This window comes from Amycolatopsis camponoti (assembly GCF_902497555.1).
In the GTDB taxonomy this organism is placed as follows: Bacteria; Actinomycetota; Actinomycetes; order Mycobacteriales; family Pseudonocardiaceae; genus Amycolatopsis; species Amycolatopsis camponoti.
On the sequence record NZ_CABVGP010000003.1, the window covers coordinates 1,305,994 to 1,318,294 of the forward strand.

8 protein-coding genes are annotated in these 12,301 nt (G+C 71.2%); 5 read left to right on the top strand and 3 right to left on the bottom strand.

Annotated features, from left to right (window positions below):
* Window positions 1-94: 94 nt before the first annotated feature.
* The gene (locus AA23TX_RS42720) at window positions 95-2,140 is read left to right on the top strand and encodes an NB-ARC domain-containing protein (protein ID WP_155548618.1); all 2,046 of its coding nucleotides are present in this window, start codon (window positions 95-97) and stop codon (window positions 2,138-2,140) included.
* Window positions 2,141-2,334: 194 nt separating this feature from the next.
* Here the strand turns inward: AA23TX_RS42720 and AA23TX_RS42725 are convergent, their stop codons facing one another.
* On the bottom strand, window positions 2,335-3,549 hold the full coding sequence (locus AA23TX_RS42725; protein WP_155548619.1) for a hypothetical protein: 1,215 nt from the start codon (window positions 3,547-3,549) through the stop codon (window positions 2,335-2,337).
* 280 nt (window positions 3,550-3,829) lie between these two features.
* On the opposite strand from AA23TX_RS42725, the gene AA23TX_RS42730 reads away from it, so the two are divergent.
* The 3 genes from AA23TX_RS42730 (at window position 3,830) to AA23TX_RS42740 (ending at window position 9,047) form a co-directional block, all read left to right on the top strand.
* Entirely contained in the window at window positions 3,830-6,778 is a 2,949-nt protein-coding gene (locus AA23TX_RS42730) for an AfsR/SARP family transcriptional regulator (protein WP_230863059.1), read from the top strand.
* Between the two features lie 383 nt (window positions 6,779-7,161).
* Window positions 7,162-7,662, top strand: a complete 501-nt coding sequence (locus AA23TX_RS42735) for a SixA phosphatase family protein (RefSeq protein WP_155548620.1) — start codon at window positions 7,162-7,164, stop codon at window positions 7,660-7,662.
* An 89-nt stretch (window positions 7,663-7,751) separates the two neighbouring features.
* Entirely contained in the window at window positions 7,752-9,047 is a 1,296-nt protein-coding gene (locus AA23TX_RS42740) for an alginate lyase family protein (protein WP_155548621.1), read from the top strand.
* Window positions 9,048-9,088: 41 nt separating this feature from the next.
* On the opposite strand, the gene AA23TX_RS42745 is transcribed toward AA23TX_RS42740, so the two are convergent.
* Window positions 9,089-9,763 (bottom strand): S1 family peptidase, encoded by a 675-nt coding sequence (locus tag AA23TX_RS42745; RefSeq protein WP_439328814.1) that lies wholly within the window; start codon window positions 9,761-9,763, stop codon window positions 9,089-9,091.
* A 299-nt stretch (window positions 9,764-10,062) separates the two neighbouring features.
* Here AA23TX_RS42745 and AA23TX_RS42750 point away from each other — a divergent pair, with 299 nt between their 5' ends.
* Complete coding sequence (locus tag AA23TX_RS42750) at window positions 10,063-11,934, top strand: ArnT family glycosyltransferase (protein WP_155548623.1); 1,872 nt, start codon at window positions 10,063-10,065, stop codon at window positions 11,932-11,934.
* On the opposite strand, the gene AA23TX_RS42755 is transcribed toward AA23TX_RS42750, so the two are convergent.
* Window positions 11,924-12,295 (bottom strand): hypothetical protein, encoded by a 372-nt coding sequence (locus AA23TX_RS42755; protein WP_155549437.1) that lies wholly within the window; start codon window positions 12,293-12,295, stop codon window positions 11,924-11,926. The genes AA23TX_RS42750 and AA23TX_RS42755 overlap by 11 nt on opposite strands.
* Window positions 12,296-12,301: the final 6 nt, after the last annotated feature.

Here is a 12,301-nt window from a genome sequence, read left to right on the forward strand (position 1 = left end):
GCACGCGCGTTCGAGTGGAAAAGCGGCTGAACCGCCGCGGTGTACGGGAACCGACGGTAGAACAGAAAGTTCGAGACCTACGGGGAGATCTCGGATGGACGACACACAGGAGCGGCCGCCGCCGGTTCAGATTCCGGCTCCGGTGGGGGGCTTCGTCAGCCGGGAAGCGGCCTTCGACCTCATGGATCGGACGTGGCAGCGCCGGGTGGACCGACCGCCCGTCGTGGTGCTGACCGGCATCGGTGGGGTCGGCAAGACGACCGTCGCCGTCCGGTGGCTCAGCGATCGCCGCGATCGGTTTCCTGGTGGCCTTCTCTACACCCGCCTGACCGAAGCCGGCGGGGATCCGGTGCCCGTCGGCGAGGTCCTGTTCGGCTTTCTCGTCGCGATCGGCGTCCCCGCCGACACGATCCCGCCGCGTTCCGCACAGCGTTCGGCCTTGTTCCGGGCCGCCATCGCGGGCCGGTTCGTCGGCATCCTGCTCGATGACGCCGTCTCCGCCGGGCAGGTGCGCGCGCTGCTGCCCGCCACCGCGTCGGCGATGGTCGTGGTGACCAGCCGGCGGCAGCTCAGCGGACTCGCAATGGACGGTGCCGAACTGCTCGACCTGCCGCCACTGACCCCGGACGACGCACGCCGGTTGCTCGGCGAGGTGGTCGGGCCCGAGCGGGTCGACGCGGAACCGGACGCGACCGGAACGATCATCGAGATCTGCGGCGGACTGCCACTCGCACTCGGCATCATCGGCGCCCGGTTGCGCGCCCGCCCGCTGCGGAGCATGGCCAGGGAAGCGAGCGCCTACGCGCGTCATCTCGGCGCGGGCTCCGGCGCACCCGACGACGTCCGAGAGGTGCAGGCGGTCTTCGACACGTCGTACGCCGCACTGCCCGATGGAGCCGCCCGGGTGTACCGCACATGCGGTCTGCACCCTGGCCCGGACGTCTCGCTCGACGCACTCACCGACGTTCTCGGCGAGCTCTTCGCGCACGTCGAAGACGCCGTCGACACGCTCGTGTCGGAGAACCTCCTCGCCGACGCCGCCGATGACCGGGTCGCCCAGCACGACCTGCTGCGCCGCGATGCCCGCCTGCGCGCGGAGCGGGAACTCGAACCCGCCGACCAGGCCGCCGTGGTTCGCGGGTTCACCCGGTGGTACCTCAATCGGGCCCAGGCGGCGGACGACCTGATCCACCCGCAGCGCCCTCGACTCGGCGTCACCCCGCCCGGCAGGCACCGGACAGCGTTCTCGGACCGGGCCGCCGCGGTGGCGTGGTGGCGGCGTGATCTCCGGTCGATCCGCGCGGTGGTCACCGAGGCCGACCGGCGGAACTGGGACGAAGAGCTTTGGCAGTTCTGCGAAGCGTCGTGGGGGTTCTTCCTGCACCACCGCGACTACGAGCCCTGGGTGGCGATGCACACCGCGGGGGTGGCCGCGGCCGAGCGGTGCGACGTCCCGCTGGTGGAGGCGAGACTGCGTTCGCAGCTCGGCTTCGCGTACGCCAAGCTGCGCCGGTTCGACGAAGCCGTCACCCAGAATTCGATCGCGTTGCGTCTCGGCGAGCAGCACGCGCACGGCCCCACCCAGGCGACCGCGCTCTCCCAGCTCGGGCGGGCCGTGCGCGGCCAGGGTGACCTCTTCGCCGCGCTCGGGTACTACCGGCGGGCCGCGCGGCTCCAGGAGGACCTCGGAATCCCCCGCGGAGTCGCGCTGTGCCGGCGCCGGTGCGGTGAGGTCCTGGCGAAGCTCGGCCGCGACGACGAGGCGATCGTCGAGCTGACCGCGGCGGCGAAGACCATGGCCGAGCTGGGGGATCCGATCCAGCACGTGCGGGCCACCACGGCCGTCGCGAGGCTGCGTTCGAGGCAAGGCCGGCGCGACGAAGCCCGGCTGGTCCTCCTGGGCGCCCTACGGATCATGCGCGACCTCGACTCGCCTTATTACACGGCCGAGGTGCTGGAGAGCCTCGCTGACGTCGAGTCGGACGCCGGACACAGCGAGGACGGCCGCCGTCACCGCGCCGAGGCACGCGAACTCCGGGTCCGGCTCGGAGACCCACAGGCCGGCGAACCGGCCACGGACCACGCAGGCACAGCCGCCGGGGAACGCGGCGAGCGCGGCGCCGGCGCCGATCGCCGATGACAACGCCCGTGACGCCGCCAGGACCGCGGCGGCGCCGTCACCGGATTGCCGGCACACCAGCAGGTCGCCGGCTTCCCACCAGGCGCGCGGCGCCTCCTCCGCGACGATCAGCACGTCGGCGCCGCGGCCCGGCCCGGACAGCCGCACGTGCCAGACACCGGGTTGCCGCGCGACGACGAGCGCGCCCCCGCTCGTCATGCGATGTCCCGAAGCGGGTTCGGCGACCGCACGAAGCGGGTGCTCGCGGCGCCGTCCGGCTCGGGCAAGTCGAGGAGTTCGTACATCGCGCGCCGCAGGACGGCCGCGGCCTGTCCAGGGCGGGAGGTGATCGCGGCCCGGACCACCCTGGCGAGACGATCACTCGCTCGCGAAGCGACTTCCTCCTGCGGCGCCAAAGCAACGTCGTACCGCAGTCCGGGAGCGTGGCGACGGACCAGATCCGCGATGCTGCCGGGCCGGATCGCCGAGCCGCCGTCCACCGCCAGGGTCACCGGACGGCCGAGCGCTGCCGCGTAGGCGGTGGTCGAGCCGTAGTCGCCGATCACCCAGTCGGAGGCCACCATGGTCGCCTGCCAGCCCTGGTCCGGCGGGATGAGCAGCAGGCCGTCGCGGAGGCAGTCCGCGAACCACGCGGTGACCTGGCGCCGTCCGTGCACGGTCCAGACGTTCGGGTGCAGCACGGCCGCGACGGCGTAGCGGCTGGGCGGCAACGCGTCCCGCAACGCGTGGCAGAGCCGGGGAAGCCGGCCGAACACCGAGTCGGCCGACCAAGTCGAACTGACCGTCACCAGCCGGCGCCCGGGATCGATGCCCAGCTGGTGCCGGTAGATCTCCCGCAACGCCACGCTTTCCAGCATCTCGTCCAGGCAGATGTCCCCGACCACCAGCGCGCGTGGCAGCGCCTCGGGACACGACCGGCGCAGCGCCGCGACCTCCGCGTCGGTCGCCAGCCCCAGGACGGCCGGCAGGATCCGCCCGCGATGGGTGAGCAGCTCCCGGTCGAGCCCGGTCGCCGGGAGCGTCGCCGCGCCGGCCTTGCGGCTGAACCGCCCTGACTTGACGGTCCCCGCGCCGTGCGCGAGCAGCAGGATCGGGCCGTGCAGTTCGTCGAGGTGCCGGTGGCTGGCCGCGAGCACCAGGTCGAAACGGTGTTGCAGGGCCTGGTGCCAGGGCAGGACCAGCCCGTGCTGTGCTCGGACGAACTCCTCGACGCCGTGCCAGCCGTCGCCGGTGTGCGGCACGGTGAACATCGTCTGCACGCGGTGATCCGCCTCCAGCAGCGGCAGCGCGTCGAGCAGCCGGGTGCCCGCCGTCATGGTGGGCACGACCACCACCGCGTTCCGGCATCCCGATCTGGTGACCCGGCGATCGGCATCCAGGCCGATCGGCCCACGAATCCACCTGTCCATGTTCGCGCACCCTCCCGTATTCGTCGCGACCATGCGGCCAGCGTGCAACGGCCGTTCGACAAGGCGCTTGCGCACGTTGGACAAAAAACTGACAACCGATCGACAGGTCGTTTCCGGTGCTCGTCGTTATCCGGTTGTCATAGTGTTTCCGGTCGGTGGGTGCAAAACTCGTCAGGAGGAGCGGGCGACCGTGCCACCTCTGCGGGGGAGGGGACGCAGAATGGAGATCACGTTCGGAATTCTCGGGCAAACAACGATGCGTGTGCACGGGAATCTGAGCGTGCGGTGGACCCATCGGCGCGAACGCAACGTCGTCGCCGCGTTGCTGACCCAGCCGGGGCGGCGGATGTCGATCGAAACCCTGGTGAACTGGGCTTGGAACGACGACGAAGTACGGCCGCGCGCCCCGCGAGGTGCGCTCTACAAGTGCGTCGCCCGGCTCCGCCAGGCGCTCGACCAAGCCGGGGCGCCCGCGAAGATCGTCGCGATCAGCGGCGGCTACCAGCTCGAGATCGCTCCCGAGCTGATCGATTTCCACGCATTCCGCTCGGCGATGCGTCGGGCCCACGAACTGAGCGACCAGGACGAGCACCGGGAAGCGTGCGAAGCGGCACGCGCCGCGCTGACGTTGTGGCGTGACGAACCGCTCGCCGGTATTACGTCGGAACCGGCGAGGAATTGGCGGACTTCCGTCACCGCGAATCACTGGATTCCCGCCAACACGTTCCTGCTCTCGGAACTGCTCATCGCCGGACGGCCGGACGAGGCACTGATTCTGCTCGACGAACTGAGCCGCGAATGCGCCAATGAACTCTGGTTCGCGAAGCTGCGTTTGCAGGCGTTGACCGCCGTCGGCCGTTACGCGGCGCGCAACGAGTACTACCTCGACATGTACCGGTACTTCCACAAGGCCGGGGACGACCAGGCCGCCGAGGACCTCCGTGCGCTGCAGGACCACCTGCGTGCGCCGGAACCCCTTCCCGCGGAGCCGGACCCGGGCCCGGTGGACCGGCCGTACGCGCCGCCGTCGCCGTTGCGCGAGCTGCCGCGCGACGTGGCCGGCTTCACCGGCCGCGCCGACGTCCTCTCGGACCTCGACGCCGCGGTGACGCCGCCCGGCGAGGCCTTCGTCCCGACCGTCGTGGCGGTGACGGGCCCGCCGGGTGTCGGCAAGACCAGCACCGTCGTGCACTGGGCCAGGAAGGCGGCATCGCGGTTCCCCGGCGGTGCGATGCTGATCGACTTGCACGGGGTCGGTTCCGTACCGCGGGTCGAGCCCGCCGACGCGGTCGGCGTGCTGCTGTCGGCCTTGAACTACCCCGTCGACCAGATCGTCGGCGCGGCCGGGCGGGCCGCGCGGTTGCGCAGTCTCCTGAGCGAGCGGCCGATGCTGGTCGTGCTCGACAACGCCGAAGACACCGCGCACATCGAGCCCCTGGTCGGCGTCCTGTCCGACTGCGCGGTGATCGTCACCGCGCGCCGGCGGCTCAAGGCGCTCGTCCGGCGGCACCAGTGCCCGACGCTCACCCTCGACCCGCTTTCCGGCGAACTGTCGGCCGAGTTGCTCCGCCGGCGGCTGGGTGACCGTTCGCTGCGGGAACCGGACGCGGTCGCGAGTCTCGCGTCGCTGTGCAACGGGCTGCCCCTGGCCTTGACCATCGTCGCCGAACGGGCGGCCAGCCGGGCGGGCAGCCGGCTGCAGACCATCGTCGAGCAGGTCCGGGACCCGGCCACGCTGCTGACGATCAGTGACGACGGCGACGGCGAAGAGACGAACCTGTACTTGGCGTTCTCCTGGTCGTACCAGTGTCTCGAGCCGGCCGCGCAGCAGGCTTTCCGGGTGTTCGGCCTGCATCCGGGCCCCGAGGCCGGCGTCGAGGTGCTGGCGTCGGCGGCCGGTGTCCCGGTGGCGGAGGGCCGGCGGGCACTGGACCTGCTCGTCGCGGCCCACCTCGTCCAGCAACCGGGCGACGGCGACCGGTACCGCATCCACGACCTGTTCCACCACTTCGCCCGGGCGCTGAACACGCCGGGTACGCCGGTGGACGGGCCGCGCCGGCGGCTGGTCTCCTACTACCTGCATACCGCCCACAACGCGCACCGGATCGTCCACCCGCACGGGCTGGGACCGAAGATGCCGCCGGTCGAGCCGGGGTGCCGGCCGGACCGGTTCACCGATCCGCTCGCCGCGATGCGCTGGTGCCTGCGCGAGCGGACGAACCTCACCGCGATGGTCCGCTACGCCGCCGACCACGGCCTCCACGAGTTCGCGTGGCGGTTCCCGCACGTCACCGGCGGCATCCTGAACCGCTTCGGGTACTTCGACGACATCATCGCCGGTCTGACCGTCGCCGTCCGGTCCGCCGCCGCGGCGGGGGACGACCTCGCCCGCATGGCGTGCCTCAACGACCTCGGCTACCTCCACCTGCTCGCCGGGCACGACGCGGTCGCGGAGACCCACCTGCGGCAGGCCCTCGACCTCGCCACGGCGCGGGACGTCCCGCTCGCCGTGCTCACGGCGAAGCTCAACATGGGGCACCGGCACCGGCACGCGGGGCGGCTCGACCAAGCGGCGGCGCTGTACGAAGAATGCGCCGTCGCCGCCCACGAAATCGGGGACGAGGAGCGGCAGGCGAAAGCCGCGCACAATCTGGCCAAGACCGTGGCCGAGCTCGACCAGCCGTATCGCGCGCTCGAGCACCTGCGGCAGGCGCTGCGGCTGCGAAGGGGAATGGGCGATGCGTCGGCGCTGGCCGAAACGCACACCGAACTCGTCGGCGTCCACACCGACCTCGGCGAGTTCGATTCGGCGCACGCGCACTGCCGGGCGGCGATTCCGCTGCTGGAAAAGGTGCGCGATCTGTCGGCGGTCATGCGACTGCACACCGCACGGGCCGACCTCGCGCTGGCCGAAGGCCGATTCGACGACGCCTTGCGGTTCGCGAGGGAAGCGGTGGTCTTCGCCGAGCGGTCACATGCGGCAACCGGCGAAGCCCGCGCGCTGACCGCTCTCGGAACCGTCCTGGCCCGACGCGGTGACCTGGAGCCGGCGCGAATCGCCTGGGAGCGGGCCGCCGGGCTGTACCGTGACCGGGAACGCCACCGCCGCGCCGAGCGGGTCGAACGGCTCCTGGCCGAGCTCGGCGTCGCGCCCGACGTCCCGGACGTCCGGATGAGTGACGAGGACACGGTTTCCCTGCCCTCGCCGCCCCGCTATCACTCTTCATAGCCCACTAGAGAGTGAATCACCGAACGTTCGTACACTCTCACCATGCGTCTCTCTGGGCAAACGTGCAGGTGCTGGCCACCAGCGGCTGGTTCATCGCAGCGAATGCCTTTTACGGACACGGCTGTAGGTAACACTACGTCAACAAAAGGCTTGCGGCGAGGCGTCCGCTTGCCCTAATCTTCGCGCCAACGCAGCGCGACACTCGGGATTCTCTTTGTAGGGCCGCGCCGAATTATTTCTGTTGCTTGCAATTCGGAAGGAAGTAGATGTTCTCCCTGTTCTGGTTCTGGTGTTAGTGCGCTGGAGGCGCCCGGCTTGGCCGGGCGCCTCCAGCTCTCGGTTACGGTGACCGAAGCATCGACTTCAGGCCACAGGTGGTGAACATGGACGCGACCAGGCGGCTCATCGTCCTCCGGCACGCCAAGTCGGACTGGTCCGACAACCTTCCCGACCACGAACGCCCACTCGCTCCCCGCGGGCTCCGCGACGCGCCCAACCTGGGCCGCTGGCTCGGCGACCACGGCTACGTCCCCGATCACGTCGTCTGCTCCACCGCCCGCCGCACCAGGGAAACCTGGGAGCACGTCAGTGGCGCGCTGCCGGGGGAACCTCCCGTCGAGTACGACGAAGACCTCTACGGCGCCGGTCCCGAGGAATTCCTGGAAGCCGCGCGACGGATTCCCGGCGACGTCACCACCCTCGCCCTCGTCGGGCACGAGCCCGGGGTCAGCGAACTGACCCTGCACCTCGCCGGTTACGGGGAGGACACCCGGCTGGTCCAGGCCAAGTTCCCGACCGGCGCCGCGGCTGTGCTCGTCACCACCGACACCTGGGCGGACCTCGCCACCGCGCGGCTCGAAGCCTTCTTCCGTCCCCGCGACTGAACCCGCCAGGGCATTGCCCCCGCTGAGTTCACATGCGTACCCTCCATTCACTCACAGGGTTGACGTTCATATTTGTGAATGGAGCGGACATGATCTTCCGCCACACCGTCGTGGCTGCGCTCGCCGTGGCCGGGCTCGTCACCTCCGCGGCCGCGCCCACCGAGGCCGCTCCCGCGGCGAACGGCTGCAGCGTCCCGGTCATCGGGCCGATCTGCGCTCCGAACACCACCGTCCTCGACGGCGGCCGGCTGCTGCGGACCAAGTTCGCCGCGCTCGTCGGCGAACGGACGGCCAAGACCGCCTTGGACCACCTGCTCGCCGCCGCGAAAACCGACCTCACGACCGGGCCCTGGAGCGTCACCACCAAGAAACAGGTCCCGCCCAGCGGGGACAAGCACGACTACCTCAGCCTCGCGCCCTACTGGTGGCCGACCACCACGCCGACCGCCGAAAACCCGTGGGGCTGCCCCTTCGTCCAGAAGGACGGGCAGCGCAACCCGATCGTCGACGAGATCACCGACCACGCCTACCGCGGCGACGCCTTCGCCGCGATCTACCGCCTCGCGCTGGCCTGGTACTACACCGGGGACACGCGCTACGCCCAGCGCGCGGCCCTCGACCTGCGCACGTGGTTCCTCGACGCGGCCACGAAGATGAACCCGAACATGAACTACGCGCAGGGCATCCCGTGCAAGGTCGACGGCCGCGGCATCGGCATCATCGAATTCTCCTACACGCTGACCCAGGTCGTCGACGCCACCGCGATCCTCGCGACCGGTGCGCCCGGCTGGAGCAAGACCGACCAGGCCGGCATGACCGGCTGGTACTCACAGTTCCTGAACTGGTTGCGCACCAGCAAGAACGGCACCGACGAAGCCAAGGCGCAGAACAACCACGGCAGCTTCTACGACATGCTCGCCGCCTCGCTCGCCCTCGGTACCGGGCAGCGTGACCTGGCGAAGACGATCGTCCAGGACGCCGGCCCGAACCGCATCGCGCCGCAGGTCGACGCCGACGGCTACCAGCCGGCGGAAGCGAGCCGGACGCGCAGCTGGCACTACTCCAACTTCAACCTCGTCGCGCTGACGCGGCTCGCGCAGATCGGCAAGCACGTCGGCGTCGACCTGTGGCACTACACCGCACCCAGCGGCGCGACGCTGTTCAAGGCCGTCGACTTCCTGGTGCCGGGCGCGACGACGGGACAGTGGCCGTACCCCGAACTGGACTTCCGGCCGTACGCCGCGCTGGACGTGCTGCACGCGGCAGCCGACGCCGGTGACAAAACCGCGCGGGCCGCTTTGTCGCGCGTGCCCGTCCAGCCCGGCGGCGACCTCTACCCGGTCCGGCCCGCCGCGGAACAGCTCGACGACATTTCGACGTCCTGAAGAAAGGGCCCGGCCTGGACCGGCCGGGCCCTTTCCGGGAATCAGACGCCGGCCACCTGGGAAATCCAGCTGCGATAACGCGTGATGTTCGTGTACGCCGTGTTGTTCGACCGGTCGCTGGTCGACGCGACGCCGACCTGACGCCCGGACGCGAACATCGGGCCGCCCGAGTCGCCGCCGGCCGTGATGCCGTCGACGCGGTTCGCGCACACCGCCGTGCCGCCCGTGTAGTCGCTGCAGCTGATCGAGTTGACCCGGACCGTCGCGACCTTCAGGTACCGCGACTGGCAGTTGATCTCGGAGCCGCACTGGCTGGTCGCGCCCCAGCCGTAGACCGAGACGTTCTGGCCGACCGCGACGTTCCCGACGCTGCCGAGCGGTGAGTAGGTGGCGCTCACCGACGTCGTGAGCCGGACGATCGCCAGGTCGGCGGCACCCGGGTACTTGGTGATGGTCGAGCCGGTGGCCATCGTCCCGCCGCTGGACTGGTCGAGGCTGCCGATCCGGAACGTGTACGTCCCGGCGCTGCTGACGCAGTGCTTCGCGGTCAGGATGTACTGCGGCGCGATGATCGTCGCGGTGCAGTTCTGCTGGCCGTTCACGAACAGCCGGGCCGCCCAGGGGCCGCTCGAGGCGGTGCTGCCACCGATGATCGACGGCTGGGCCTGCGGGGTGGTCTGGGCGGTCGCCGGGCCGCCGAGGCCGACGACGGCCAGCGCGGTACTCGCGGCCAGCAGCACGAACTTGCCGAATTTCACGCTCACTCCTTTTCGTGCGGAGAACCCGCACGGGAAAGCCGGTGGGGACCGAACGAGAAGAGTGTCCGAGTTTTCGGGGAATGTCCGGAACCGACGAAAGTCCGGTGGCGTCCGTATTTATTTCGCCGAGTGGACTACGTGCAGTTCCCGTACTGTTCCGCGCTCAACCCACGGGTGGAGGGCCATTTCAATCCGGAGCTTGAGGACTCCGGCGTCGCGCCGCCCTAGCGTTGCCGGCGGGAACCGGAGGGGGAGCCATGACGGCGAAGACCGAGCGGATCGCGTTGGGGACGGTGCTGGTCGTCGCGGCGGCGTTGTGGGGATGGGCGCTGAACAGGCCGTTGCAGCCTTACTACGCCGCCGCAGTGCACTCGATGTCCCACGACGTCGCGGCGTTCTTCTTCGCGGGGTTCGACCCGGCGGGGGTCGTCACGGTCGACAAGCCGCCCCTCGCGTTCTGGACCCAGACGCTCGGCGTGGCGGTGTTCGGCTTCCACACCTGGGCGATCGCGCTGGTCCAGGTCGTCGAAGGCGTGGCCGCCGTGTTCGTGCTGCACCTGGTGGTGCGCCGCTGGGCCGGCCCCCGCACCGCCCTGCTCGCCTCGGCGCTCTTCGCGCTGACGCCGATCACCGCGGCCATCAACCGCGACAACTTGCCGGACACCTTGCTGGTGCTCCTGCTGCTGCTCGCCGCCTACTGCGTCACCCGCGCGATCGAGGATGACGCGCGGTGGCTGGTGTGGGCCGGCGTGTTCGTCGGACTGGGTTTCCTCACGAAGATGCTCGCCGCGTGGATCGTGCTGCCGGGCCTGGCCATGGCGTACTTCGTCGCGGCGCCCGGCTCGCGCGGCCGGCGTCTCGCCTGGATCGGCGTCGGCGGCGGCGTGACGCTCGTCGTGTCGCTGGCCTGGCCCGTCGTCGTCACGCTGTGGCCGGGTGCGAAGCCGTTCGTCGGCAGCACCACTGACGGCTCGGTCTGGCAGCTGGCCTTCGGCTACAACGGCGTGACGCGGCTGGTCGGCGGGTCGACCGGGATCGGCGGCGGCTACGGCGCCGCGGTCGGCGCGGCACTCGGCGGCGGCGAAGGTCCGCTGCGGCTGTTCGACGCCGAGGTCGGCGGGCAGATCGCCTGGCTGCTGCCGCTCGCGCTGGTGTCCCTGGTCGTCGCGGCTTGCCGCGCCCGCGGCGCCGCGCCGGGCACGAGGGCGGGCTGGGTGCTGTGGGGCGGCTGGCTCGTCGCCGGCGCCGCGGTCTTCTCGTTCACCGGCGGCATCTTCCACGCGTACTACACCGCCGAGCTCGCGCCGGCGATCGCGTCGCTCGCGGCCGCCGGGCTCGTCACGGCTTGGCGGTGGCAGCGTTCGCCGGGGCCGGTCCGGTTCGTGCTGCCGGCCGCGGTCGCGGGGACGGCGCTGCTCGCGTTCCTCCTCCTCAGCCGGACGCCGGGCTGGCTGCCGTGGCTGCGGTACACCGTGCTCGCGCTGGCGGTGCTCGCCGTCGTCGCGGCGCTCCTGCGGGCTCCGCGCGCCGTCGTCGTCACCGGGCTGGCCGCCGTCGTCGCCGGTCCCGCGGCCTTCGTCGTCGACACCGCCTTGCGGCCGGTCAGCGTGCTGGAGACGGCCGACCCCGGTGCCGGGCCGCCGTCGACGGACGCGGTGCGCACCGTGGTCGGCATCGACACCGGCGCCGGTGCCGAGGCCGGGTACGTCCGGTTCATCGACGACGCGTACCGGCTCAGCCCTGGTCAGCGCGAGGTGCTCGCGTATGCGCAGGCCCAGGCGCCGGGGAGCGTTCTCGCCGTCGAGGGCGGGACGTACGGCGCGGACCCGTTCCTGCTGAACACGGACGCGCGCGTGGCGCCGCTGGGCGGGTACATCGGCTTCGATCCGGCGCCGTCCGCTGCCGACCTGCCGCGCTGGGTGTCGGCCGGGAAGCTCCGGTTCGTGCTGCTGCCGCACGTGTTCCTCGAGATCGGCCGCGGCGCCGCGAAACCCGTGGTGGCGGACGCGGGCGAGCTGACCCGGCGCATCGGGTGGGAGGCGACGCACTGCCGTCCGGTGCCGCCCGCGCGGATCGGCCCGGACGCCGTGTCCGCCGGGGTGCTGTTCGACTGCGGCGTCAGGCCGTGACCTTCGCCGGCGCGCTGCGGCGCAGCCAGTACAGGCCGATGACCGGCAGGACCAGCGGGATGAACAGGTAGCCCTCGCCGTAGACCGACCAGACGGTCGGGTGCCGGAACGCGGCCGCGTCGACCAGGCTCAGCGTGCCGATGGTCAGCACGCCCAGCAGCTCGATCGAGCACGCGGTGAGTGCCACGCGCCACCAGCCGTCGCCGCGCCGGGCCAGCGCGATCGTCGCGACGATGTACACGACCGCGGCGAACGCCGAGAGCAGGTACGCGAGCGGTGCCTCGTGGAACTTCGTGCTGATCTGGACGCCGGCCCGCGACGTCGCGGCCAGCGCGAAGATCGCGTACACGGCGACGAGCACCCGCCC